The sequence below is a fragment of the Streptomyces sp. NPDC127595 genome (assembly GCF_042671685.1).
GTDB lineage: Bacteria > Actinomycetota > Actinomycetes > Streptomycetales > Streptomycetaceae > Streptomyces.
In genome coordinates this window covers 803,542-828,078 of the sequence record NZ_JBHXWK010000002.1, presented here as the reverse complement: position 1 = coordinate 828,078, position 24,537 = coordinate 803,542, and the positions used below count along the sequence as shown (strand labels likewise).

The window sequence follows — 24,537 nt, the reverse complement described above, 5'->3', positions numbered from 1 at the left end:
ACAGCAAAGCAATGAGGACCGAACACCACACGAGGACGAACACCGTATGAGCACCCCCACGATCAGCTCGCTGGCCTTTCTCACCCCGGGCAACTTCGCCGACGACGATCCGTACACCGGCCTGGAGGAGACCCTCCAACTCTTCGAGTACGGCGAGCGATCGGGCTTCGACGGCGCCTGGATCCGGCAACGCCACCTCGAACACGGCGTGGGCTCCGCGGCGGTGTTCCTCGCCGCAGCCGGCCAGCGCACCGAGCGGGTCGAGCTGGGGACCGCCGTCATCCCGATCGGCTACGAGAGCCCGTTCCGGCTGGCCGAGGACCTGGCGTTGGCCGACGTGCTGTCCCGCGGCCGGCTCCAGATCGGCTTCAGCACGGGCATGCCGCACGCCGAACTGCTCGGCGACCTGGTGTACGACGGTGACTGGCGCAACTTCGACCTGTCCTACGGCAGGGTCGCCCGCGTCGTCGACAACCTGCGCGGCGAGTATCTCGGGGGCCCGGACACGGTGATCCAGTCGCCGGGCAACACCCAGCGGCCGCGCCTGCAACCGCACAACCCCGGCCTGGTGGACCGTATTTGGTACGGCGGAGGAAGCCTGCGCTCGGTCCGCTGGGCCGCCGAGTACGGCCTCAATCTGCTGTTCGGCAACATCGTCACCGGCGAGACCACCGACGACTTCACCACAGCCCAGCTGACCCTCCTCACCGAATACCGGCGCGCCCGGTCCACCGCCCGCGTCGCGGTGGGCCGCGTCATCGTGCCGCTCGACAGCGCCGACCGCGCCACCCGCACCCGCTACCTGGAGTACGCGGCGAGCCGCCATGCCCGCACCCTGGCCCCCCAGGGCCCGAAGCGGATCCTGTTCGCACCCGATGTGGTCGGCACTGCGGAGCAGATCCTGGAGCAGCTGGCGGCGGACCCGGTGGTCTCGGCGGTGTCGGAGCTGCGTATCGAGTTGCCGTACGAGCTCAGGCGGGAGGAGTACGAGCAGATCCTGCACGACGTACGCCACCTGGTCGCGCCCGAACTGGGCTGGCAGCCCGCGCAGTTGGAGGCCGCGCGCTGAGTTCCGTACGACCGGCCCACCCTCGGGAGAGGATGGGCCGGTGTCGCGGAGGAGGGGCTGGTCAGCCGGCCCGGCGGCCGTCGGCCGTGGAGCGGTGGGTGAGGGGCTCCCGCAGGCCCAGGTGCTGGCGCAGTGTCGTCCCCGCGTACTCGGTGGGGTAAAGACCGCGTTCCTGCAGTGCGGGGACGAGCAGGTCGACGATGTCGTCGAGGCCGCTGGGGATGAGGTACGGCGTGACGTTGAAGCCGTCGACGGCGCCGTGCCGCACCCAGTGGGCGAACTTGTCCGCGAGACCTGCCGGGGTACCGACATGGCCTCGCTGGGGACCGAGTGCGATGACCGCCTCCCGCAGCGACCAGCCGTTCGCGTCGGCCTTCTCCCGCCACTCGGCGACCACCTTGCGCGGGTCGACGACACGCCGGGCGCCGAAGGAGCCGTCGTCCTCGGCGACGACCGGGTCCTCCTTGGGCAGCGGCCCGTCGGCGTCCCGATCGGAGAGGTCCAGACCCCACAGGAGCCCGGCGATGCCCAACGCGGTTGCCGGGGTGACCTGTTGGAGACGGATCCACCGCTTCTTCTCCTCGGCCTCCTCCTCGGTGACCCCGACGATGATCTCGGTACCCGGGAGGATGCGCAGGTCGTCCTCGGGCCGGCCGACGGCCCGCAGGCGGCGCCGGACGTCGTCGGCGAAGGCGAGCGCGTCCTCGAAGTCGTCGCCGTGCCTGGAGAAGATGACGTCGGCGTTCCGGGCGGCGAAGTCCCGGCCGTCACCGGAGTCCCCGGCCTGGAAGATCACCGGGTGACCCTGGGCGCTGCGCGGCAGGGTGGGTGCGAGGTCGACATCGAACTGCGGTCCCTGATGGCGGACTTGGCGTACGGCTCCGGGTGCCGCCCAGGCGGGGGCGCCCGGGGAGCCGGAGACCGCCCCGTTCTCCCAGCCGTCCCAGAGCGCGCGGGCGACGGTGAGGAACTCGTCGGCGCGCCGGTAGCGGTCGGCGTGGTCGAGGTAGCCGCCGCGGCGGAAGTTGGCGCCGGTCCATGCGTTGTCGGTGGTCACCACGTTCCAGCCGGCGCGGCCCTCGGAGAGCAGGTCGACACCGGACAGGCGGCGGGCGAGGTCGGCGGGTTCGTTGAAGGTGACGTTGGAGGTGGAGACCAGGCCGATCCGGTCGGTGACGGCGGCCAGTGCGGCGAGCTGGGTGATGGCGTCCGGCCGCCCGGCGATGTCGAGGTCGTGGATACGGCCGTCGACCTCCCGCAGGCGCAGCCCCTCCCCCAGGAAGAACGCGTCGAACAGACCCCGCTCGGCGGTCTGGGCGACGCGCCGGTAGCTTGCCGGGTCGATCTGGCTGCCGCTGGCCAGGTCGGACCAGATGGTCCAGTGGTTGACGCCCTGGAAGAAGACGCCGAAGTGGAGCTGGGCGTCCGGGCGGGGTACGTCGAGCGGGTCGGTGCGGGTCATCGGGTCTCCTCGAGGGCCTCGGACGCCGCACCGGCGGCGTAGCGGTTGGCGGGCCGGTCGAGGCCCAGGTGGGTGCGCAGGGACGCGCCGGGCAGCGGACGGACGGCGTGCCGCCGCTCGAAGAGGTCGGGCAGGACGAGCCGGGACAGCTCCAGCAGGTCCTCGTCCAGCACCAGCGGATGCAGCCGTACGCCGTCCACGACGCCCCTCAGCCGGCCAAGGAGCGCGGCGAGTCCGGCGGCGGAGCCGATGTGGCGCAGCCGTCCGCGGTCGGTCCAGGGCGCGTGCCGCTCAAGATCGGCGACGCGCTCCTCGGCCGTGGCGTCCGCGGTGTCGAGGGCGATCTCGATCTCGGCGAAAGTGCGCGGGGTGCCGGCGGCGGACGCGGCGTCCGTGACCTCGGCGAGGTCGCGGCCCGCGACGAGCGCGACGTCGAGTTGCCCGGCGGGCACGAGGTCGGGCCGGCCGAGCACCACGAGTTGCCCCTGGGGCGGACGCGGCACGATCGCGGGGCCCTTCACGGCATAGGTGTCGCCGGTGAAGTCGACGTAGTGGAGCCGTTCTCGGTCCAGGTAGCGGCTGGTGGCCACGGAACGGATGACCGCGTCGTCCTCCCAGGAGTCCCACAGGGCGCGGACGACCTCGACGCCGTCGCGGGCCTCGCGGGCACGTGCGGCGGCGCCGTCGACGAGGGGGCGGCCCCAGGCGCGGGCCGCGTCAGGACGTACCTCCTCGCTCACCACCCACCCGGCCCGCCCGATCGAGATGTGGTCCAGGGACGCCAACTGGCTTGATACGTGGAAGGGTTCGGCATACGTGACCGGGACGACCGGCGCGATGCCGATGACGCTCGTCGACGCGGCGATGAACGCGGCCCGCTCCACCGCGCCGATGCGGCCGACCACCTCGGGCGTGGCACCGGGCGGGAGTACGCCGTCCTCCAGGGTGAGCAGGGTGAACCCGGCGTTCTCCGCGGCGGTGGCGGCGCGGGCCACCCGGCGCGGGCTCAGCAGGTGGTCGGGTGAGTGGGCGGCGCGGCGCCAGGCCGCGGGATGGGCGCCGTCGCCGTCGAGTTCGACGGCGAGCCGCAGGGCGGGGCCGGACATGGGGTTTCCTTCCGAGGGCACAACGAGACGGCCGGCCCGACGGGCCGACGGGGGTCAGAGTCGTGCGGAAGGACAGACGGCGGAGGCGGTGCGGCAGTAGTCGACGTGCCGCCGGATGATCAGCCGCGTCCCCGTGCCGGCACCGTGCGGTGCGGCGCCACGTTCACGCATCGGGGCCTCCACCCGTCCGGTACCGATCACTTCAACTTACGTCGTCGGCCCTGGAAGGTGTCAAGACCATTAGATGTACGCGCATGCGACAGTGACAGGGGCGTGCCGGCCGGCACCTACTGTCCGCGACGCCTCAGGGGTTCGCGAGCTCGCCGAGCAGCTTCCAGGTACGGTGTCGGTCCGCCTCGCTGCCCAGGTCCGTCGCGGTGAACACCACCTCTGTCGCCCCGGCTTCGCGGTACCGGCGCACCTCGGCGGCGACGGTCTCCTCGTCGCCGATGACGGCCAGGTCGGCGGCCCGGGTGCCGCCGGAGAGTCCGATGACGCGTTGGTAGGACGGAAACCGCTCATAGAAGGCGAGCCTCTCGGTCGCCGTCTGCCGCACCGCTTCGATGTCGGCGGTGACCAAGCCGGGCACCACGGCGACGATCCGGGGCGCCGGCCGGCCCGCCGCTTCGGCCGCCGCTGTGACGGCCGGGACGAGGTGTTCGGCGAGGGCGCGCGGGCCGGCCAGGAGCGGGATGATCCCGTCCGCGAGCTCACCGGAAGCACGCAGCGCCTGCGGCGCCATGGCGGCGACGAGGAGCGGCACGGGCGGTTCGGCACCCGGCACCGCTGCGGGCAGCGGTGTGGTGGCGGTCAGCAGCTCCCCGTGGAAGTCGGCGCTGCCTGTTTCCACGAGCTGGCGCAGGGCGGTGAGGAACTCGCGGAGGCGGGCGATGGGGCGCTCGTACGGGATACCGAAGGCCGTCTCCGTCAACTGCTTGGTGCCGAGCGCAAGCCCCAGGTGGTAGCGGCCGCCGGTGGCGGCCTGGGCGGTCTGGGCCTGGCTGGAGATGAGCAGCGGATGGCGGCCGAAGACGGGGATCGCGGCGGTCCCGACGTGCAGCCCGGGCACCTCACGGCCGACGATCGCGGCGAGCGTGGGCGAGTCGTACGCGAAGGTCTGCCCGAACCACGCGGAGCGCAGTCCGGCCTCGTGAGCCTCCCGCGCGAGTTGCACCGTGGTGTCGATCCGGTTCTGCAGAGGGAGCGTTACTCCAATGGTCATACCCGGGGCAACCGGCAGGCGCGGGAAGGGAATTCCTGCTCGTGTATGACAAGCTCATGGCGGCCGCGTAACAGCGTTTCCGGGGGCGCTGTTCTCCGGAACCCTTGCAGGCCTCGGCCGCCCAGGCATCGCGGTCCCGGGCCCGGCGTATGGCAGGCAGGGGCGGCGCAGGCGCGCTCTTGACAAGGCGGCCCGGCTCCCACGTACGTTCATCCCGCACCGTCAGGGACGGCCGGGAGACCTGGCGCGTCCAAGCCGCGCCCGCCGCCGGACGCCGGCACCAGGCCGATGGGAGTCACCGTGAGGACATCGTGCGCCGGGCCGGCCGGAACCGCGGACCAGGTCTCCGAGCGCCTGGCCACCCTCGCGCCCGCCGACGCGGACGTGTCCCAGGTGGCCGACGCGATCGTTCTGCTGCCGGCCTGGACGAAGCGCCGGCACGTGGACCTGTGCCGGACCCACGCCGCGCTCTGTCGCTGACCCTTCGCTCCGGCTTTCCCCGGCGGGCCCTCGCCACTGTCCGACAGGCCCGCACACACCTGCGGTGCCCGGCTTGACCTGATCCGGCGTGCCCGCGGGTGTTCCTCCGCCCCGAGATGTCACCGATGCCGGTGAGAATGGACGAGTTGTGAGCGCGAAGCTGCCCAGGACGCTGAAGACCGTGACCGGTGCCGGCGGCACATCGGAGACCTACGACCTGGCGGTCGATCCCACCCGGTCCACCCTGGACACCGCCGTGCGGGTGGCGAAGCTCGCGGAGGCCGCGCGGATCGACGCGCTGTTCACCGCCGACCTGCTCAGCTTCGGCGCCCAGGGCGCGATCGGGTCGCAGGAGCCGCTGGTCTTCGTCTCGGCGCTCAGCCAGGTGACCTCGCGGATCGGCCTGATCGCCACGGTCTCGACCACCTTCAACCACCCGTTCAACCTGGCCCGGTTGTTCGGAACGCTCGACCACGTCAGCAACGGCCGGGCTGCCTGGAACCTGGTCACCTCCTCGGTCGGCGAGGAGAACTTCGGACCCGGCGGGCTGCCCAGCCCGGAGGACCGCTACGCACGCGCCGCGGAGACACTGGAAGTGGTCAACGCGCTGTGGGACAGCTGGGAACCCGGTGCGCTTACCGTCGGTGCGGACGGCACGGCGGTGCTGCACCGGGACCGGGTGCACCCCATCCACCACTCCGGCCGGTTCTTCGACGTGGCCGGTCCACTGAACATTCCGCCGCTGCCGCAGCGCCGCCCGGTGCAGATCCAGGCAGGGCAGTCCGAGGCCGGTACCGCCCTGGGTGCCCGCTACGCCGAGATCGTCTTCACCTCGCTCCCCACCCTCGACATCGCCCTGGCCTTCACCCGGAAGATCCGCAGCCAGGCCGAGCAGCACGGACGGGCCGACGGACTCCCGCTGATCTTCAGCTCGTTCCACGCCACCTACGGCGCCACCGAGGAAGAGGCACAGCGGCTCGTCCGCGAGCGGCGCGAGTCGATCGACTTCGAACGCGGGCGTGCCCAGGTGGCCGACATGCTCGGCGGCGGAGTCGACCTGTCGGAGGTTCCCCTCGACGCGACGCTGCCGGAGAGCCTGCTGCCTGACGTCGCTTCGGTGAACCGCCGTCGCGGCCGGGTCGACATCTTCGCCGGCTACGCGCGACAGGGCTACACCCTGCGCGAGCTCGTCATCGCGGCCCAGGACACCGGCCACTGGGCCGTCGCCGGAACACCCGAGCAGCTCGCCGACGCCGTTGAAGAGCGGTTCCGGGCAGGTGTTCTGGACGTGATCTCGCTCGGTGGCCTCGCGGATCCGCGGCTGCACGACTTCGTCGTCAACGGCCTGCTGCACGAGCTGCGCAAACGAAAGATCGTAGCCGACGACTACGCCGGCACCACCCTGCGCGAGAACCTCGGACTCGAACTGCCGCCCCGGTCCGGTGCGCCGGTCCAGGTCGGTCCCGGAACGCGGACGATTTCCTAGACGGGCAGGTCGACGCCAAGCCTCCCCCCCCCCGCTGTACGCGGTCGGCCTCGTCGCGTTCATCCGGACCCCACCGCCGCCCGGGGGCACGGCGCGGGTATCCCGAATTCGGCGGCACAGTCTGACGCAAGGAGCACTGCCATGGACGTCCACGCATCCCTGGCCGACGTGGTCGGCAACACCCCGCTGGTGCGGCTCAACCGCGTCACCGGCGCGGTGTCCACACCGGTCTACGTGAAACTGGAGTACGTCAACCCCGGCGGCAGCGTGAAGGACCGTATCGCGCTGGCCATGGTCGAAGCGGCCGAGCTGGCCGGGCTGTTGTCGCCGGGCGGCACCATCGTCGAAGGCACCTCGGGCAATACGGGAGTCGGCCTGGCCATGGTCGCCGCGCAGCGCGGCTACCGTTGCGTTTTCGCGATCCCGGAGAAGAGCAGCGCGGAGAAGATCGCCGTCCTGCGTGCCTACGGCGCCGAGGTCATCGTCTGCCCCTCCGACGTGCCGCGCGAGCATCCCGACCATGTGCACTCCGTGGCCGTCCGTCTCGCCGAGGAGACGCCGGGTGGCTGGCTGGCCAACCAGTACGACAACCCGGCCAATCCGCAGGCCCATTTCCGCACGACGGGACCGGAGATCTGGCGGCAGACCGACGGGCGGATCACCCACCTGGTGTGCGGCATCGGCACGGGCGGCACCATCACGGGGACCGGCGAATACCTCAAGAAGGTGAGTGACGGCCGGGTGACGGTCGTCGGCGCCGACCCGGAGGCCTCGCTCTACTCCGGCGGCGACGGGAGCCCGTACTACGTGGAGAGCATCGGCCGCTTCCGCCATCCGGAGACCGTGGACGACACCTGGCCGGAGTCCTACCACCCTGCGGTCGTCGACCGCTTCGAGCGGATCAGCGACCGCGACTCCCTGCTGACCGCCCGGCGGCTGGCCCGCGAGGAGGGGCTGCTGGTCGGCGGCTCCGCAGGCACCGCGGTGGCCGCCGCACTGCGGGTGGCGGCCGAACTGGGCCCGGACGACCTCGTCGTCGTCCTGCTGCCCGACTCCGGCCGCAACTATCTCTCCAAGGTCTTCGACGACAACTGGTTGCGCGAACTGGGCCTGCTGGAAAGCGACGGCTCCCGGTCGAAGGACGACGACTGAGTTCTCCGAACGAACTCGTCGTCGAACGCCCAGCACCGGAGGACGCACGGACCGAGCCCCTCTCGAACCCGCCGGGAACCAGAGCCGATCTGCAACCGACCACTGCAGGAGACGCCCCGCGCTCACGAGGTCGCGGCGCTCCGGCGCCCGGCCCCGCCCGGCCCCGGTGAAAGGTTGCAGCCGTATGCACTGGTACGAGGACGACGGATTCTGGTCGGACTTCGCCGAGACCATGTTCTCCGAGCGCAGACGAGCGGAGACGGCGGACGTCGTCACCGAATCGCCACTGCTGCAATTCCCGTGCGGACGCAGGGTGTTGGACCTGTGCTGTGGGCCCGGCCTGTATCTGGTGCCGCTCGCACGTCGAGGTCACACCGTGACGGGGGTGGATCTCAGCCCGGTCATGCTGAAACGGGCCGAAGCCGCCTGCGCGACGGCCGGTGTCGATGTCCGGCTGGTCCAGGCGGACATGCTGACGCACGTCGAGCCGGAGTCGTACGACGTGATCCTCAACGTCTTCACGTCGTTCGGCTACTTCGACGAACCGGCCGACAACGCGCGGGTGTTACGCAACGCCCACGACTCCCTCACGCCCGGCGGACAGCTACTGATCGACGTCCTTGGCAAGGAGGTCCTCGCGGGCTGGATCGGCCGGCCCAAGCTCGTCGAGCTGGACAGCGGCGCGTACGTGGTGCAGCGCGACACCGTCCTGGACAACTGGACGCGGCTGCGCACCGACTGGACGCTGGTGCGCGCCGGGGTGGCGCGCGAGGCGTCGATCACCTCCTTCCTCTACAGCGGCGCCGAACTGCGCGCCCTCTTCGAGGCGGCCGGCTTCACCGACGTGCGGTGCTACGGCGACTTCGACGGCAGCGCGTACGACAACCACGCGCGGCGGCTGATTGTGCGCGGAACACGGCCGAAACTCACCGCCGATACGCGGGAACTCTGAGGCACTCCGCTCCGACTACTGATCGGTGGGCGGAGTTCGGCGCGCCCCGCCGACCAACTTCCGCGCGAATGAAGGGACTTCATGACCGGGGCCGCATCCGGGACCTCTTCGGCAGGTCCCGCCGTCTCCTCGGAGAGGGAGCCGCAGCAGGATCCGGAGGACCGTCCCGCAGGCCGCGGCAGGCTGCTGACCACACTCGTGGCGCTGTCCGTCACGCTGGTGTTCTCCGTAGTGGCGGGCATCGCGCTGGGGCCGACCGTCGTACCGCCGGGCGATGTCGTGCACTTCCTGTGGGCGGCTCTCACCGGCGGCCGCATCGGGGCGGACGAGGTGACCGGGTACTCCATCGTCTGGCATGTGCGCACCCCCAGGGTGCTGCTCGCGACGGTCGTCGGCGCCGGGCTCTCCGTCGTGGGTGTCGCCATCCAGGCTTTGGTGCGCAACGCCCTGGCGGACCCGTTCGTACTGGGCATCTCGTCGGGCGCGTCCGTGGGGGCGACAGCCGTCGTGGTCTTCGGAATCTTCGCGGGTCTTGGGGTCTTCGCCCTGTCGGCCGCCGCGTTCCTCGGTGCCCTCGGTACGACGGTGCTGGTCTACCTGGCCGCGCGCGGTCCGCTCGGCCTGACGCCGCTGCGACTGGTACTGACCGGGGTGGCGCTGGCGTACGGATTCCAGGCGTTGATGAGCGCCCTGGTCTTCCTCTCCCCGAACGGGCAGGCCGCGCGGACGGTGCTGTTCTGGCTGCTCGGCAGCCTGGGGTCGGCGACCTGGGAGTCACTGCCGCTGGTGGCGGCGGCGGTACTGGTCGCGATCGTGGTGCTGCTGCGGCAGAGCCGGTCGCTGGACGTGCTGTCGCTGGGGGACGAGACCGCGGCGAGCCTCGGCGTGGACGCGGACGGCCTGCGGCGGGGGCTGTTCGTCCTCACCGCGGCCGTCACCGGGCTGATCGTGGCGGTCAGCGGCGCGATCGGCTTCGTCGGCCTGGTGCTTCCCCATATCGTACGAATCTGGGTCGGCTCGACTCACCGACGGGTGCTGGCCGTTGCGCCGCTCGCCGGGGCCTGCTTCATGGTCTGGGTCGATCTGGTGGCCCGTACCGCCTTCGCGCCGGAGGAGTTGCCGCTCGGAGTGATCACCGCGCTGATCGGTGTGCCGGTGTTCGTCGTGCTGATGCGGCGGCGCGGCTATCTGTTCGGGGGTCAGTAGATGGCCTCATCCACCCCGTCAGTCCTCTCGCTGCGCGACCTGTCCGTCGAGGCGGCCGGGCGGGCGCTCATCGACCGGTTGAACATCGACGTGGCCGCCGGCTCGGTCGTCGGGCTCGTCGGGCCCAACGGCAGCGGCAAGTCCACCGCTCTGCGCTGCGTCTACCGGGCGCTGAAGCCGACGTCCGGGGCCGTCCTGCTCGACGGCGCCGACCTGACCTCGCTGAAGCTGCGCGAGAGCGCCCGGTCGATCGCCGCCCTGACCCAGGAGAGCCACACCGAACTCGACTTCACCGTCGAGGAGGTGGTGGCCCTCGGCCGCGCCCCGCACGCCCGCGGCAACCATCCGCTGACCGCTCGCGAGCGCGAGCTGTGCCGGCAGGCGATGGACCGACTGGACATCGCCCACCTCGCGGACCGCAGCGTGCTGACCCTGTCCGGCGGCGAGCGCCAGCGCGTACTGGTCGCCCGCGCCCTCGTCCAGGAACCCCGCGTCCTGGTCCTCGACGAGCCCACCAACCACCTGGACGTACGGCACCAGGTCGAACTGCTCTCCTTCCTGCGCTCGTCCGAACTGACCGTCCTGACCGCCCTGCACGACCTCAATCTGGCGGCCCAGGTCTGCGACCGCATCGCTGTGCTCGGCTCCGGATGTCTGGTCTCCTCGGGCACTCCCGCGGAGGTCCTGACGCCCGAGCTGGTCCGCAAGGTGTTCGGCGTCGACGCCATGGTCGTGCCCCATCCACGGACCGGAACCCCGCAACTGCTCTACGACCTCGTCCCGGCGCCCGCCGGCACCCCCACACCAGCCGACGCTTCCCCGGAAGGACCACACTCGTGATCAGACCATCGTTCCCCCGCGCGCTCGCCGCCGGACTCCTGGCAACAGGGTTCCTGGTGACCACCGGCTGCGGCGCCGAGGTCGAACCCACGGCGGAGGCCGAGCCCGCCACGGTCACGGTCTCCAACTGCGGCGAGGACGTCACGTACACCCGCCCCGAGCGCCCGGTCGCCTACGACGTCAGCGGCGCGGAGAAGATGTTCTCCCTCGGCCTGGCCGAACAGATGCGCGGCTATGTGATGAACGAACTCGGCGACCCGTCCATCGAGGGTTCGCCCTGGCGCGAGGACTACACCGAGGTCGAGCGGCTGGGCACCGAGCGCATCACCCGCGAGATCGTCGTCGACGCCAAGGCCGACTGGGTACTGGCCGGCTGGAACTCCGGCTTCAGCGAGGAACGCGGTATCACCCCGGCCCTGCTCGACAAGGTCGGCATCGCCAGCTATCTGCACACCGAGACCTGCTGGGACTACGGCGACAAGAGCGTCGACGTGACACCGCTGGAGGCGCTCTACACCGACCTCGACAACCTGGGGAAGATCTTCGGCGTCGAGAAGCGGGCCGACGAACTCGTCACCGACCTCAAGGACCGTGTCACCGCGCTGAAGAAGACCTGGCCCTCCGGGGACGACCCGGCCAAGGTGTTCGTCTACGACTCGGGCACCGACCAGCCGTTCACCGCCGGCCGGCACGCCGCTCCGAACGACATCATCACCGCGGCCGGAGGCACCAACGTCTTCGGTGATCTCGACAAGGGCTGGACGACGGTGGGCTGGGAACCGGTCATCAAGGCCAAGCCAGAGGTGATCGTGATCATCGACTACGCCGACCAGCCGGCCAAGGACAAGATCGCCTACCTCAAGTCACTGCCCAGCCTGAAGTCGATACCGGCGGTGAAGGACAACCACTTCCTCGTCATGTCCTACGGCGACGCGGTCAGCGGCCCGCGCAACGTCACGGGTGCCGAAGACCTGGGCCACTACCTGCGTTCGGTCGGGCGATGACGGTGACCTCGACACGTATCGCGCCCGGCACACCCGGCGCTCCGGTCCACGAGCACATCACCGACGCGATCAAGGCCCCCGACCTGCTGCGGCTGTCCGGCAACGTTGTCCTCGCCCGCTTCGAGACGCTTAAGGTGTACGCCGCCCTCGGCGCGGTCCGCACCCTGCTGGAGCGCGGGACCGTGAAACCGGGCCAGACCCTCGTCGACAGCTCCAGCGGCATCTACGCGCTGGCCCTGGCGATGGCCTGCCACCGCTACGGCCTGCACTGCCACATCGTCGCCTCCACCACCGTCGACGCCACGATGCGCGCGCAGTTGGAGATCCTCGGCGCCACCGTGGACCAGATGCCGCCCTCGAAGGATCTGAGACTCGACCAGGAAGGGCGGGTCCGCCGGGTCCGGCAGCTGCTCGCCGAACGGCCGGGCCTGTACTGGATGCGCCAGTACCACGACGGCGTCCACTACACCGGCTACCAGGAGTTCGCCGACCTGGTGGACCGTGCGCTGCCCGATGTGCCGCTGACCGTGGTGGGGGCCGTCGGCACGGGCTCGTCGAGCGGCGGGCTGGCCGTGGCGCTGCGCGGGCGCGGGCGAGACGTACGGCTGCTGGGACTCCAGCCCTTCGGGAGTGTCACCTTCGGCAGCGAGGGGTTCAGCGACCCCGAGGCGATCATCGCCGGGATCGGCAGCTCGATCCCCTTCGACAACGTGCGCCACGACCTCTACGACACCCTTCACTGGCTCGACTTCCGGCACGCGATGGCCGGCGCCGTCGGCCTGTTGCGGGAACACGCCGTGTTCGCCGGCCTGTCCACCGGTGCCGCCCACCTCGTCGCTGGCTGGGAGGCCGCCCGCGACCCCGAGCGCACGCACCTGGTCATCGGCGCCGACACCGGTCACCGCTACACCGAACGTGTCTTCGCCCGCCACCACGAGGCCCTCGACCCGCGCACGCTGAAGCCGCACCAGATCACCAGCCTCGCCGACCTGGCGCTGCCCTGGTCGGTCATGGAGTGGAAGCGGCGGCGGTACGACGTACGGCAATCTGCCGCGGCCGCCGTATCCGTGCCTGTACCCGCTGGTCCCGCCGTGCCCTCTGCTCCAGCCGTACCTGCTGTACCCGCTGTTCCCGCGCAGGCAACGGCCTCGCTCGCCGCATCGACCAAGGAGGACCAGGCATCGTGACCATCGCCGCCCTGGAGGCACTCACCTTCGGCCTGGGACGCCTGATCGAGGCGGCCGGCAACGCAGGACACCGCCTGTGTCTGCTCACCGGCAACCGGGACGTCTACCGCCACGAACTCGCCCACCTCGACCCCACGGCACTCGACATCGTCGACCTCGACACCACGGACGAAGCCGCCTGCGCCGCCGCTCTGGCCGCCGTGCCCGACCTGCGCGGGCTCATCAACTCGACCGACACCTGGAGCGTCCCGGGCGCCGACCTCGCCGCCAAACTCGGACTGCCCGGACCCGACCCGACCGCGGTCCGCCAACTACGGGACAAGAGCCGGGTGCGCAACCTTCTCCACGAGCGCGGTCTCAGCCGCGGTGGCGCTCTCGCTGTCCCCGCTGACCCTTCCTCGGCTCCCGAGATCCTCCGTGAGGTCGGTCTGCCCGCCGTCCTGAAGGACTCCGCGGGCACCTCCTCGCGCAACGTCTGGCCGGTACGCGACGAACACCAACTGCGCACGGCGCTCGCCGAGGCAGCCCAACGTCCCTTCAACGGGCGGCTGTTCGCCGAGCCCTTCTTCTCCGGCCCCGTCTACAGCGCGGAGACGCTCAGTTGGGAGAACGAGACGAAGCTGCTCGGTGTCCTCAGCCGGCAGATGTCCCCCGAGCCCTCCGTACGCGAGGAGGCGGCGGCCTTCCCCGTCGCGCTCCCCCGCGCCGAACTCGACCTGATCCAGGACTGGGTGGCTCGCGTACTGGCGACGGCGGGCCACGACAGCGGCTTCGCGCACGTGGAGTTCGTCCTCACCTCCGCGGGCCCGGAACTGGTCGAGATCAACCGCCGTATCGGTGGCGCGCTCGTCGGCGAGGCCCTGTGCCGCGCCCTGGGCAGCAATGTCTACGACGCCATGGTCGACACAGCTCTCGGCCGCCGCCCCGCGCTGCTGGACGCCGTCGCTGTCGCTGTGGATGACAGGCCCGGTCCCGCGACCGCCTTCGTGCTCGTCTACCCCGACCGGCCCGGCACGCTCACCGGCTGGACCGGCCTGGAGGGTCTGTCCGCCTTCCCCGGCTCGCCCGAGTGGTATCCCACCGCCGTCCCCGGGCGGCGCGTGGAGCACCTGAGCGACCAGCGCAGTTGCACAGGCATCGTCCTGGCCGAGGCTGCGACGGCCGAACTGGCCCTGCACCGGGCGCTCAGCGCCGCCGGGAGCGTACGGCCGGTCATCGCGACCGACGACAACCAGGAATGACCACGCCGTCGTCGCGGAAGCGGGGCGGACGTCCGCGCTCGCGCCTCGCTCCGCTCAAGTCGCTCACCGGCCCGCAGTACTTTCTGCTGGCCGGCTCGTTCCTGATCCCCCTGGGCAGCTTCGCCGTGCTGCCGTACATGTCGATCCTGCTGCACGAGCGGCTGGGCATGGGACTCGGCACCGTCGGCGTGGTGCTCGCCATCGCCTCGCTCGTGCAGTTCTCCGGCGGCGTCGTCGGGGCCGAGATCTCCGAGCGGATCGGGCTGCAGCGCACCATGCTGCTCGCCCTGATGATCCGTACGACGGGCTTCGCCTGCTTCCTGCCGGGCCTGAGTCACCCGGCCGCGGCCGTCACCGCGCTGTTCCTCGTGTCCTGCGGCGCAGCGCTCTATCTGCCCGCCAACAAGGGGTACTTGGTGCACCACGTGGAGGAGGAGCAGCGCCCACTGCTGTTGTCTGCGAGCAGCTCCGCCCTCAACGCCGGTGTCGCACTGGGCCCGATCGCCGCCGCACCCTTCGTACTCAGCGCCTCGGCGGGGCTGTTCACGGCGGTCTCCGTGCTGTTCGCCGCGATCACAGTGGGGCACGCACTGCTGCCCGTGGAGAGGCCCGACCGCCGACCGGACGAAGGGAGAGTCAGCGCCGAGGGAGTGCCGCGGCGCCGGGAGAAGACACTCGCCGGACTGTCCCTCCTGCCCTTCGCGATCACCGTGCTGAGCGTGTACGTCTTCATGTTCTTCCAGCACTACCTCGCGGTTTACGCCGTGCCCCGGACCTCGACGTTCTTCTACGCCTTGGTCCTCGCGCTGTATGCCCTGCTTCTGGTCGTCGCGCAGCCCCTCATGTCGGACTGGATAGCCCGTCTGTCCTACTCCCGCGCCCTGCGTCTCGGATTCGCCGCGCTGGCCACCGGCATGGCCACCCTCGCCCTCGGCCACCCGGCGGCCGTCCTGGCCGGAGCCCTGCTCATCTGCCTCGGCGAGATCATCCTCTTCCTCAAGAACGACCTCGAAGCCCTGAACCGGTCCGGCCGCACACCCGCCGTCGTCTTCGGCCACCAACGACTGGCGGCCGGAATCGGCGCGTTCGCCAGCGGCATCGTGGGAGGCGAGGGCTACGAACTCGCAGAACGGTCCGGTCACGCCGGACTCTTCTGGGCAGCGATCGCGGTGCAGGGCGCCCTGCTCCCCCCGCTGCTGATCCATGCGCTGCGCCGCCTCCGCCCCGGCGCCACTGCATCCGACGCGCACTCATCGACTCCGATGGGACAGACGTCGCTGCGTCAAACGGTTCCCGAAGAAGATATGGCAGAGGATGTCGAGAACGGCCCGGCGGCTCCGTCTCAGGGGCGGATACGGCCACCGATGCCCCACCACCAAGGAGACCCGTCATGACGATCCAGCGGATGGACAACGTCCTCATCGTGGTCGCCGACCTTGACGCCGCCATCGCCTTCTTCGTCGAACTCGGCATGGAGCTGGAGGGCAAGATGCCGGTCGAGGGACGCTGGGTGGACCGTGTCATCGGGCTCGACAACGCCCGACAGGACGTGGCGATGCTGAGGACCCCGGACGGCCACAGCCGGCTCGAGCTGACGCAGTTCCATACGCCGCAGGCGATCAGCGCCGAGCCTGCCATCGCACCGACCAACACGCTCGGCATTCGTCGCATCATGTTCGCCGTCGACGACATCCAGGACGTCCTTGCCCGCCTGCAAGCCCATGGCGCCGAACTCGTCGGCGAGGTGGCGCAGTTCGACAGCAGTTATCTGCTCTGTTACGTCCGCGGACCCGAGGGCATTCTCGTCGGACTGGCCGAGCAGCTCGGCTGAGGGCCATGCCGGCCGCCTGGGCGCGGGCGTGAAGCGGTCACATCATACATAGACACCCCAGTTCTGATGAAACAGTCATCTCACGACGACTGCTCTATTGACGATCGCCTTACCAGATCTGATAGTTTCCTCATTACGGCGACACTGCCGGGGGGACACGGCGAGTGAAACAGATCCTGGACCCCGGCGACCTGCTGCTGACAGGACCTGAAATGAGCCGCACATGAGCATCGAGCACCGCTCCGCAGACATCCCCGTCGCCATCATCGGCGCCGGGCCGGTAGGCGTGACCACCGCCCTCCTCCTCGCCCGGCACGGAATCCGCAGCATCGTCCTCGAACGCCACCAAGACGTCTATCCACTCCCTCGTGCCCTCGTCGTCGACGACGAGGTGCGCAGGATCCTCCAGGCCGCGGGCGTAGGCGAGGCGTTCGCCGCGATGGCCCGCCCGGGCAAGGGGCTGCGGCTGCTCGACGCCCGGCACCGGGTGATGGCCGAGTTCCGCCGTGTCGGGCAGGGCCCGCACGGCTACCCGCAGACCAGCATGTTCGAGCAGCCCGCACTGGAGCGACTGCTGCGCGACGCCCTGGCCCGGCGCCCGGAGTGCGAACTGCGGAGCGCAGTGGAGGTCACCGGTATCGGGCCGGACACCGGAGGCCCGGTGCGCGTCACCTACCGCGCGCCCGACGGAGAGCACCACCTGTGGGCCGACGCGGTCCTTGGCTGCGACGGCGCGAACAGCCTCACCCGCGAGGCCATCGGCGCCGTATGGGAGGACCTGCGCTTCGACGAACGCTGGACCGTCATCGACGTACGGACGACGGCCGATGTCCGCTGCTGGGAGGGCGTCGACCAGGTCTGCGACCCGGAGCGGCCGGCGACCTTCATGCGCGTCGGCGAGGACCGTTACCGCTGGGAGTTCCGCATGCGGGACGGGCGGGAGCCGGTCCGCGAGCTGGTCGCTCCGTGGCTGCCGCCCTCGTACGACGGGGACTTCGAGATCGTCCGCGAGAGTGAGTACACCTTCCGCGCGCGGGTCGCGAACCGATGGCGAAGCGGCCGGGTCTTTCTCCTGGGCGACGCGGCACACCTCACGCCGCCGTTCATCGGACAAGGGCTGTGCTCGGGTTTGCGCGACGCCTACAACCTCACCTGGAAGCTCGCCCGCGTCCTCCGACAAGGCGGCAACGAGCGGCTGTTGGACACCTACGAGAGTGAGCGCAAGCCGCACGCGCGGCATGTGATCCGGCTCGCGGTCGCCCTGGGCTGGGCCATGACCGGCGGTCAGGACAGTGCCGCCGCACTGCGCCGCAGGCTCCTGTCCGTGATCTGCCGCATACCCGGTCTGACCGAGGCGGCCAACCGCGACCTCAGTCCGGCACTGACCCCCGGACCTCTCGTGGGGCGCCGCACCCGCCGGGGCAGCCGCCTCGTGGGAACCCACTGTCCGCAGCCGTGGGTTGACGCCGACGGACAGCGGGCCCGTCTCGACGAAGTCCTCGGCGACACGTTCACCATCCTGACCGCCGCAGAGCCCTCGCCGTCGCTGGCAGCACTCGCCCATGGGCTCGGCATCCGGGCGGTGCCCGCGGCCGAACTCCGCGACGACGGCACCCTCGACGCCTGGCTGCGGCGGGGCCGCGCCGACGCCGTCCTGCTGCGCCCCGACCGCGTCGTGATGGACGTAGTCCCGGCCGGCGGGCGGGGCTTCAACGACACAGCCGTCTGGGCACCCCTGCTGTGCACCACCCGTGGGCACGTCGAACAGACCTCATTCGCCGCCCTGTCGGGCAGTGCCACGCGCTGACCGACAACCGCCTCTCAAGGCGGTTCGCCCCACCGGAGCCAGGGGGTTCTGGAGGACTCCGCCATGCCTTACGACACAGGCCTGTACGGATACACAACACCTCCGGCACGCGTCCACGCGGGAGTGGAAAGGGCGTTCGACAGGCTGTCCGGGGTGGACCGGCTCCTGGCTGAACTCTCCGAGACGCCGCCACGCGCGCCCGAAGCGGACGGCGACGAGGAGCAGCTGGGCAAGATCACCGTCACGCACCGCTTCGTCGACGCTCCCGGCCCCGTCCTGCTGCTGCAGGGAGCGGACGACCCTCTCCAGTCCCGCGAGTTCTACACCGATCCCCTGGGCATCGCGAAACTCCCGGAAGGAAGCGGTGTGCACCTCTTCGATTCCGGCCACTTCTGGCCTTTCGAAGCTCCATAGGAAATGGTCAGCGCACTTCGGATTTCCTCGGGCAGTACTCCGGCTCAGGCACCGAACCGGGCGGCGCAGCGGCCGGGTGAATGGCGAATGACTCGCCCGTCACTCTCACGGTGGTGATGAATGCATCAGCGCTGTACTGACCAGCTCATCAGAACTGTGGTGGATGGGTCACATTGGTAGAGTCGCACGTATGCCCACGTCAGCGCCCCCACGCAATCGCTTCGAACGACGTCGTGCCGAGACTCGTCAGGCGCTCGTCCGCGCGGCCCGGCAGATACTCGCCGAGACCGGCGACACCAGCGCGAGCATCCAGACGATCGCCGACCGGGCGGACGTCGGCTTCGGCACCTTCTACAACCACTTCGAGTCGAAGGCCGAGTTGTTCGACGCGGCGGTGCTGGACGCCCTCGAAGAGCTCGGCCAAGCCTTCGACGAGCATCTGCAGGACGTCGACGACCCTGCGGAACTCCTCGCGGGTGGTTTCCGCCTCAGCGCACGCCTGGCCAACTCCCGGCCCGAGCTGATGCAGGTCCTGCGGCACCGCGGCCTCAGCCACCTCCACTCGGACTCGGGCCTGGCTCCGCGCGCCATACGAGACGTGGAGGTCGGCATGGCCTCCGGGCGTTTCACCATCACCGACCCGACCGCCGCGGTGACCGCCCTGGGCGGTTCGCTGCTGGCGCTGGTGGAGCTCCGGTTCGCCCAGCCCGAGCGCGACGGCGACGAGGCGGCGTCAAGCCTGGTGGAAATGCTGCTGCGCATGCTGGGCGTCCCGCCCGAGGACGCCCGTGAAGTCGCCTGGCGCCCCCTGCCCGATCTCGACTGAAGACGGACCCTCGGAGAGCCGACGCCGGACGCCGGCGAGCCCTCGACCGACAGTGTGCGGTTGAGGGCTCGCCGGCGTCCGGCATTGGTGAGTTGTTACTGACCGCCGTCCGTAGGCGCTGTCGCCGCCTCCGCCGTGTCGTCGGCCGGTGTCTCGTCGTCGGACGACTCGTCACTCGCCTCCTCGGTGACGACGATCACCGTGCTGCCCGCCTCGACCTCGCTGCCCGCCTGCGGGGTACTCGACGTCACGACGGCGTCGGACGACTGGGAGTACCCGGAGGCGACACTGACCTGGAGCCCGATGCCGCTCAGTTCGTCCTGGACCTCGGCGAGGGTCCTGCCGACGATGTCGGTCGGGATTAGCACGGTCTCCACTGATTTGGCGACCTGGATGTCGATAGTGGAGCCCGGATCGACCTCCTCGCCGGAGGGGACGCTCTGTCCGACGACGGTGCCGGCCTCGGCTCCGTTGTCGACCTCGGTCGTGTCACCCAGCTTCAGGCCGTTTTCGGCCAGCAGTTCCCGGGCCTCGCTCGCCGATTTGCCGGTGAGGTCCGGGACGGTGGATTTCTCGGCCTCCTTGGCCACCGTGAGGGTGATCTCGGTGCCCTTCTCGACCTTGTCGCCACCCTCGGGGTCCTGCTCGAGGACGGTGCCTGGGTCCTCCGTGGACACGACATGCCGGAGCTTCACCTTGAAGTCCTCGCCCTCCAGGGTGCGGGAGGCGTCGTCCTCGTCCTTGTCGACGACATCCGGCACCTCCACCTTCGGCGCACCGGTGGAGACGGTCACCGACAGGGCCTCCCCCTTGTCGAGTTCGCCGTCCGTCGGACTCTGCGTACAGACGTGGTCGGTGGGCTGGTCCGCGCAGGGCTCCCGCTTTGTCACGGTGAGCGTGAGGCCGACGTTGTCCGCCGCGCTCCGAGCCTCGTCGAGAGTCATGCCGACCAGCGCCGGCACAGCCGCCTTGCCGTCGTCGGCCCCGCCGCGCCCGAACATGAGCCAGCCGACCAGGAGCGCCGCGGCCAGGACGGCGACACCGGCCACGACCAGCGCCACGCTCCCCCGGCGGCGCCCAGGGCCCTCCTCGTCACCGTGCCAGCCGTCCCGGTCGTACGAGCCACCGTCGTCGTACGAGTCGTCGGTCCCCGCCGTCGGGGACGCGGGACCGGCCACCGGTCCCGTACTGAACCCCGTACTGAATCCCGCACTCGATCCCGTACTCGATCCCGTGCTCAACAGCGCCTCGATGTCGGCGAGCATCTCCCCGGCGGACTGGTAGCGGTACCAGGGCTCCTTCTGCAGGGCGCGGAGGACGATCGCGTCCAGGTCGGGGCCGATCTCGGGGTTGTAGAGGCTCGGCGGGCTCGGCGCCTCCTGGATGTGCTGGTACATCACCGCCATCGGCGATTCACCGGTGAACGGCGTGCGGAAGGTGAGCAGTTCGTACAGCATGCAGCCCACCGAGTACAGGTCGGACCGGGCGTCGATGTCCTGCCCGAGCGCCTGTTCCGGCGACAGGTACTGCGCGGTGCCGATGACGACGGACGTCTGTGTCATGCCGACGTCCCGCGCGTCGCGGGCGATCCCGAAGTCCATGACCTTGACCTGACCGGCCTGCGTCACCATCACGTTGGCCGGTTTGATGTCCCGGTGCACGATGCCCTGCTGGTGGGAGTGGTCGAGGGCTCGCAGGACGCCGGCCGTCAGCTCCAGAGCACGTTCGACGGTCAACTGCGGCCCGGAGTAAAGGGCTTCACGCAGGGTCGTACCGTCGACGTACTCCATCACGAGGTACGGCAGCGGGAATCCGGCGCCCGCCCAACCTCCGCCGTACGACATGGAGGCGTCCTCGCCCGTGTCGTACACCGCGGCGATGGCAGGGTGGTTGAGCGAGGCCGTCGACATGGCCTCCCGGCGGAACCGTTCCTGGAACTCCGCGTCGTGGGCGAGATCGGCGCGCGGCGTCTTCACCGCGACGAGCCGGTCGAGCCGGGCGTCGTGCGCGAGGTGCACTTCGGCCATGCCCCCGGAACCGAGCAGCAGGCGCAGCTCGTACCGGCCGCCGACGACAGCCACCGGCACCGGATGGGAGAAGGTCAGATCATCTGGTCCGCCGAAGTTCACTGGCTTCTCCACTACGGGATCGGGAAGTCGGGGCCTGAGCAGGGGTCGACAGCGCGCCGACCCGTCAAGCCACAGGAGCACGAGCAGATAATTGCACAGCTGAGGGTAATTAAAGAAGTTGGTACATGTGACAAAACCCCAGCGCCTTCGCGCCGGGGTCCGTTCGAACCAATTTGTCTGCAGCACCGCGGCTCAGCCGTCGGCTACAGGCTCCTCGTGGTCGTGGCGGCCACGTCATTGACCACGAGGCGTGCCTGCTTCTCCGGCACGCCGGCCGCGATGAGCGTGGCGACGGCCGTACGGGTCCCGTCGTCCTCCAGCGCCCCGGTGTTGACCTCGGTCAGCAGGGCGACCGTCATCGCCTCCAGCCCGGCGCTCAGCACCGCGGGTGGCAGATGGGAGGGGAAGACGCCATCCCGCTGCCCGCGCTCCACAATGGCCGCGACCTTGAGTCGGGCGGGTTCGAGGATCTTGGCGACACGTTCCATTCCCAGATCGCGCTGGGCAAGCGCCAGGAGCATCCGGTACTGGTCGCCGACCGGCCACACCGACAGGGAGAAGTGCGCGAGCGCCCGCTCGGCCGGCTCCGTCTCCTTGTCTCCGACGGCCACGGCGGCCTGCACAGCCTCCGCGGCCTCCTCGGCCAGCGCCTCCAGGAGCGCGGCCCGTCCCGGGAAGTGCCCGAAGAGAGTGCGCCTGACCACTCCGGAGGCGCGGGCCAGCTCCTCCAGGGTGATGTCGGGGTTCCGCCCGAGTTCCTGGCGCGCGGTGGCCAGGATGCGCGCCCGGTTGGACCGTGCATTGCGTCGCTGCGGCACGCGGCCAACGGGCTGGGACACGGAAGAACCTCGATGAAGGCAGAGCGAAGAACGGACCCTTCATTCTGTCACGCACGCCCCGGCCCGAGCCTTGCCCGACCCGAGCAGACCGATCCCTGGCCCGTCCGCGCGGACCGCCCCTTAGCCGATCCGAGGATCGGGCCACCAGTCGGGCCATCTGAGACCCTCCCTCGTACGACGGCGACGGCGACGGCGATCCGCGCGGTTGTCACACGGCCTGGGCCCGCCGTTCGGCGCCCAGGCGGGCGTAGTGGTCGATGAGGCCGGGCTCGTCCACAACGTCCGGGTTGACGACCTGCTCCGCCGGGGCGCCCTGGAGCAGGCGCTTGATCGGGACCTCCAGCTTCTTGCCGGTGCGGGTGTGCGGGATGCCCGGCACATCGAGGATCTCGTCGGGGACATGGCGCGGGGACACCTCGCTGCGAATGGCGCCGCGGATCTTCTCCCGGAGGGCGTCGTCCAGGGTCACCCCAGCGGCTGGGACCACGAACAGCGGCATCCAGTAGCCGCCGTCCGGCTCCTCCGCGCCGATCACCAGCGCCTCCGTGATCTCCGGAAGGCGTTCGACGACGTCGTGGATGTCGGCGCTGCCGAGCCGTACGCCGTTGCGGTTCAGGGTGGAGTCCGAACGGCCGTGCACGATCACCGAGCCGTGTCCCGTGATCGTGATCCAGTCGCCGTGCCGCCACAGGCCGGCATACGTCGAGAAGTAGGCGTCGTGGTAGCGGCTGCCGTCGGCGTCGTTCCAGAAGTACAACGGCATCGAGGGCATCGGTCGGGTCACCACCAGCTCGCCGACCTGGTCCACGACCGGGAAGCCCTCGTCGTCGAACGCCGCCAGCGCCACGCCCAGGTGCGGCGCCGACAACTCCCCCGCCCAGATGGGGGTGTTGGGCGCGCTGCCAGCGAAGCCGGCCACCACGTCCGTGCCACCGCAGATCGAGGCCAGCAGCACACGCTCGCCCACGTGGTCGCGGACCCACGGATAGGCGGAGGCGGGCAGCGCTGAGCCGGTACAGCCCACCACGCGGACGGACGACAGGTCGTGCCCCGAGGGATCGATACCGAACTTGTCCATGCCCAGCAGGTATTGGGGACTGGTGCCGAACGCGGTGACCCGGTGGCGCGCCGCCAGCTCCCACAGGACGTCGAGCTTGGCGAACGGCGCCGGGCTGCCGTCGTACGTGCATGTCGTGGCACCGGTCAGCAGAGTCGAGGCGACCATGTTCCACAGCATCCAGTTGGTGGTGGTGTACCACAGGAGACGGTCTCCGGGGCCCAGGTCGGAGTGCAGGCCCAGGGTCTTCAGGTGCTCCAGAAGCACGCCGCCATGGCCGTGCACGATGCCCTTGGGCAGACCTGTCGTACCGGAGGAGAAGACGACCCACAGAGGGTGGTCGAACGGCACCGGCGTGCAGGCGAGTTCCTCGGTGCGGGTGGAGGCGTCCTCCCACGGGACGACCAGCGACGGGTACGCCTTCGACGGCCACGGCAGGCCCACATGGTCCACCAGCAGCGTCGCCTTCAACGCCGGGAGCGCGGCGGCGAGTTCGAGGGAGGCTTCGCGGCGGTCGTGGGTGGCGCCGTTGAAGAGGTAGCCGTCGGCAGCGATCAGCACGGTGGGTTCGAGCTGGCCGAACCGGTCGGCGGCCGCCTGGGGTGCGTAGTCCTGCCCGCACACCGACCACACGGCACCCAGGCTCGCGGCAGCCAGGAACGCGACGATCGCGTGCGGGGTGTTGGGCAGGTAACCCACCACCCGGTCGCCCACCCCCACGCCCAGGTCGCGCAGGGTCGCCGCAACGGAGGCGACCTGGGCACGCAGCAGGTCTCCCGTCACCTCGTAGCCGCTGCCGGTCTCGTCCAGGGCGATGATCGCCGGACCGTCTGAGGGCAGCTTGCGCAGGGCGTGGTGGGCGTAGTTGAGGGTGGCACCCGGGAACCAGCGGGCACCGGGCATGGTCTCCTCGGCCAGCACCCGTTCGTACGGGGTGTCCGCGTCGACGTCGAAGTACTCCCACACCGCGCCCCAGAAGCCCGTCAGGTCGGTGACCGACCAGCGGTGCAGGGCGGCGTAGTCGGTGCCGTCCACGCCGACATGGCGGGCGAAGTCCGCGATGCGGCTGTCTGCGACGGCCTGCGGATCGGGTGTGGTGAAGGGGTCCGGATACGGCTCGGTCATCGTGCGGCGCTCCTCAACAGGCTCTTCTCGACGCTCATGTGCGGCTCTTATCGGGCGCTTCTTCCCGTGCGTGACGGGCGTGCGCGGCTCTTTTCGGGTACT

The 24,537-nt window shown here is 70.4% G+C and carries 20 protein-coding genes and 1 pseudogene; 15 read left to right on the top strand and 6 right to left on the bottom strand.

Annotation, left to right across the window (positions count from 1 at the left end):
- Window positions 1–46: 46 nt before the first annotated feature.
- Window positions 47–1,069, top strand: coding sequence for an LLM class flavin-dependent oxidoreductase (locus tag ACFVKT_RS10260; protein WP_385729581.1), 1,023 nt, complete (start codon window positions 47–49; stop codon window positions 1,067–1,069).
- A 61-nt stretch (window positions 1,070–1,130) separates the two neighbouring features.
- On the opposite strand, the gene ACFVKT_RS10255 is transcribed toward ACFVKT_RS10260, so the two are convergent.
- The 3 genes from ACFVKT_RS10255 to ACFVKT_RS10245 all read right to left on the bottom strand — a co-directional run bounded on the left by ACFVKT_RS10255 (window position 1,131) and on the right by ACFVKT_RS10245 (window position 4,859).
- Window positions 1,131–2,531 (bottom strand): NtaA/DmoA family FMN-dependent monooxygenase, encoded by a 1,401-nt coding sequence (locus ACFVKT_RS10255; RefSeq protein WP_385729579.1) that lies wholly within the window; start codon window positions 2,529–2,531, stop codon window positions 1,131–1,133.
- Window positions 2,528–3,637 (bottom strand): LLM class flavin-dependent oxidoreductase, encoded by a 1,110-nt coding sequence (locus tag ACFVKT_RS10250; protein WP_385729577.1) that lies wholly within the window; start codon window positions 3,635–3,637, stop codon window positions 2,528–2,530. Before ACFVKT_RS10250 ends, ACFVKT_RS10255 begins: the two co-directional genes overlap by 4 nt.
- 304 nt (window positions 3,638–3,941) lie before the next feature.
- Window positions 3,942–4,859 carry an LLM class F420-dependent oxidoreductase gene (locus tag ACFVKT_RS10245; RefSeq protein ID WP_385729576.1) on the bottom strand — a complete coding sequence of 306 codons (918 nt, stop codon included), beginning with the start codon at window positions 4,857–4,859 and terminating at the stop codon, window positions 3,942–3,944.
- 300 nt (window positions 4,860–5,159) lie between these two features.
- Here ACFVKT_RS10245 and ACFVKT_RS10240 point away from each other — a divergent pair, with 300 nt between their 5' ends.
- The 14 genes and pseudogenes from ACFVKT_RS10240 (at window position 5,160) to ACFVKT_RS10175 (ending at window position 19,285) form a co-directional block, all read left to right on the top strand.
- A complete protein-coding gene (locus ACFVKT_RS10240; RefSeq protein WP_385729574.1) occupies window positions 5,160–5,339 on the top strand; it encodes a hypothetical protein in 180 nt (59 codons plus the stop codon).
- A 148-nt stretch (window positions 5,340–5,487) separates the two neighbouring features.
- The gene (locus ACFVKT_RS10235) at window positions 5,488–6,825 is read left to right on the top strand and encodes an NtaA/DmoA family FMN-dependent monooxygenase (RefSeq protein ID WP_385729572.1); all 1,338 of its coding nucleotides are present in this window, start codon (window positions 5,488–5,490) and stop codon (window positions 6,823–6,825) included.
- Window positions 6,826–6,966: 141 nt separating this feature from the next.
- Window positions 6,967–7,974 (top strand): annotated as a pseudogene (locus ACFVKT_RS10230) (PLP-dependent cysteine synthase family protein); the annotation flags it as partial.
- A gap of 187 nt (window positions 7,975–8,161) precedes the next feature.
- Entirely contained in the window at window positions 8,162–8,929 is a 768-nt protein-coding gene (locus ACFVKT_RS10225) for a class I SAM-dependent methyltransferase (RefSeq protein WP_385729570.1), read from the top strand.
- Between the two features lie 81 nt (window positions 8,930–9,010).
- Window positions 9,011–10,135: a FecCD family ABC transporter permease gene (locus ACFVKT_RS10220; RefSeq protein ID WP_385729568.1), complete on the top strand. Its 1,125-nt coding sequence runs from the start codon at window positions 9,011–9,013 to the stop codon at window positions 10,133–10,135.
- Window positions 10,136–10,975, top strand: coding sequence for an ABC transporter ATP-binding protein (locus ACFVKT_RS10215; RefSeq protein ID WP_385729566.1), 840 nt, complete (start codon window positions 10,136–10,138; stop codon window positions 10,973–10,975).
- Window positions 10,972–11,979: an ABC transporter substrate-binding protein gene (locus tag ACFVKT_RS10210; RefSeq protein ID WP_385729564.1), complete on the top strand. Its 1,008-nt coding sequence runs from the start codon at window positions 10,972–10,974 to the stop codon at window positions 11,977–11,979. Before ACFVKT_RS10215 ends, ACFVKT_RS10210 begins: the two co-directional genes overlap by 4 nt.
- Window positions 11,976–13,166, top strand: coding sequence for a pyridoxal-phosphate dependent enzyme (locus ACFVKT_RS10205; protein WP_385729562.1), 1,191 nt, complete (start codon window positions 11,976–11,978; stop codon window positions 13,164–13,166). The genes ACFVKT_RS10210 and ACFVKT_RS10205 overlap by 4 nt, the downstream gene beginning before the upstream one ends.
- The gene (locus ACFVKT_RS10200; protein ID WP_385729560.1) at window positions 13,163–14,407 is read left to right on the top strand and encodes an ATP-grasp domain-containing protein; all 1,245 of its coding nucleotides are present in this window, start codon (window positions 13,163–13,165) and stop codon (window positions 14,405–14,407) included. Before ACFVKT_RS10205 ends, ACFVKT_RS10200 begins: the two co-directional genes overlap by 4 nt.
- Complete coding sequence (locus ACFVKT_RS10195) at window positions 14,404–15,801, top strand: MFS transporter (RefSeq protein ID WP_385729558.1); 1,398 nt, start codon at window positions 14,404–14,406, stop codon at window positions 15,799–15,801. Before ACFVKT_RS10200 ends, ACFVKT_RS10195 begins: the two co-directional genes overlap by 4 nt.
- The gene (locus ACFVKT_RS10190; protein WP_385729556.1) at window positions 15,798–16,238 is read left to right on the top strand and encodes a VOC family protein; all 441 of its coding nucleotides are present in this window, start codon (window positions 15,798–15,800) and stop codon (window positions 16,236–16,238) included. The genes ACFVKT_RS10195 and ACFVKT_RS10190 overlap by 4 nt, the downstream gene beginning before the upstream one ends.
- A gap of 223 nt (window positions 16,239–16,461) precedes the next feature.
- Window positions 16,462–18,045, top strand: coding sequence for a bifunctional 3-(3-hydroxy-phenyl)propionate/3-hydroxycinnamic acid hydroxylase (locus ACFVKT_RS10185; RefSeq protein WP_385729555.1), 1,584 nt, complete (start codon window positions 16,462–16,464; stop codon window positions 18,043–18,045).
- 63 nt (window positions 18,046–18,108) lie between these two features.
- A complete protein-coding gene (locus ACFVKT_RS10180) occupies window positions 18,109–18,459 on the top strand; it encodes a hypothetical protein (protein WP_385729553.1) in 351 nt (116 codons plus the stop codon).
- A gap of 190 nt (window positions 18,460–18,649) precedes the next feature.
- Window positions 18,650–19,285 carry a TetR/AcrR family transcriptional regulator gene (locus ACFVKT_RS10175; RefSeq protein ID WP_385729550.1) on the top strand — a complete coding sequence of 212 codons (636 nt, stop codon included), beginning with the start codon at window positions 18,650–18,652 and terminating at the stop codon, window positions 19,283–19,285.
- A gap of 95 nt (window positions 19,286–19,380) precedes the next feature.
- Here ACFVKT_RS10175 and pknB read toward each other — a convergent pair whose 3' ends face one another.
- The 3 genes from pknB to ACFVKT_RS10160 all read right to left on the bottom strand — a co-directional run bounded on the left by pknB (window position 19,381) and on the right by ACFVKT_RS10160 (window position 24,435).
- Window positions 19,381–21,426, bottom strand: coding sequence for a Stk1 family PASTA domain-containing Ser/Thr kinase (pknB, locus tag ACFVKT_RS10170; protein ID WP_385729548.1), 2,046 nt, complete (start codon window positions 21,424–21,426; stop codon window positions 19,381–19,383).
- Between the two features lie 191 nt (window positions 21,427–21,617).
- Window positions 21,618–22,253, bottom strand: coding sequence for a TetR family transcriptional regulator (locus ACFVKT_RS10165; RefSeq protein ID WP_385729546.1), 636 nt, complete (start codon window positions 22,251–22,253; stop codon window positions 21,618–21,620).
- Window positions 22,254–22,461: 208 nt separating this feature from the next.
- Window positions 22,462–24,435 (bottom strand): acetoacetate--CoA ligase, encoded by a 1,974-nt coding sequence (locus tag ACFVKT_RS10160; RefSeq protein WP_385729544.1) that lies wholly within the window; start codon window positions 24,433–24,435, stop codon window positions 22,462–22,464.
- Window positions 24,436–24,537: the final 102 nt, after the last annotated feature.

Coding starts and splice junctions, on each gene's coding strand:
- ACFVKT_RS10260 (WP_385729581.1), top strand. CDS start 47: ATGAGCACCCCCACGATCAGCTCGCTGGCCTTTCTCACCCCGGGCAAC.
- ACFVKT_RS10255 (WP_385729579.1), bottom strand. CDS start 2,531: ATGACCCGCACCGACCCGCTCGACGTACCCCGCCCGGACGCCCAGCTC.
- ACFVKT_RS10250 (WP_385729577.1), bottom strand. CDS start 3,637: ATGTCCGGCCCCGCCCTGCGGCTCGCCGTCGAACTCGACGGCGACGGC.
- ACFVKT_RS10245 (WP_385729576.1), bottom strand. CDS start 4,859: ATGACCATTGGAGTAACGCTCCCTCTGCAGAACCGGATCGACACCACG.
- ACFVKT_RS10225 (WP_385729570.1), top strand. CDS start 8,162: ATGCACTGGTACGAGGACGACGGATTCTGGTCGGACTTCGCCGAGACC.
- ACFVKT_RS10220 (WP_385729568.1), top strand. CDS start 9,011: ATGACCGGGGCCGCATCCGGGACCTCTTCGGCAGGTCCCGCCGTCTCC.
- ACFVKT_RS10215 (WP_385729566.1), top strand. CDS start 10,136: ATGGCCTCATCCACCCCGTCAGTCCTCTCGCTGCGCGACCTGTCCGTC.
- ACFVKT_RS10205 (WP_385729562.1), top strand. CDS start 11,976: ATGACGGTGACCTCGACACGTATCGCGCCCGGCACACCCGGCGCTCCG.
- ACFVKT_RS10195 (WP_385729558.1), top strand. CDS start 14,404: ATGACCACGCCGTCGTCGCGGAAGCGGGGCGGACGTCCGCGCTCGCGC.
- ACFVKT_RS10190 (WP_385729556.1), top strand. CDS start 15,798: ATGACGATCCAGCGGATGGACAACGTCCTCATCGTGGTCGCCGACCTT.
- ACFVKT_RS10185 (WP_385729555.1), top strand. CDS start 16,462: ATGAGCATCGAGCACCGCTCCGCAGACATCCCCGTCGCCATCATCGGC.
- ACFVKT_RS10180 (WP_385729553.1), top strand. CDS start 18,109: ATGCCTTACGACACAGGCCTGTACGGATACACAACACCTCCGGCACGC.
- ACFVKT_RS10175 (WP_385729550.1), top strand. CDS start 18,650: ATGCCCACGTCAGCGCCCCCACGCAATCGCTTCGAACGACGTCGTGCC.
- ACFVKT_RS10160 (WP_385729544.1), bottom strand. CDS start 24,435: ATGACCGAGCCGTATCCGGACCCCTTCACCACACCCGATCCGCAGGCC.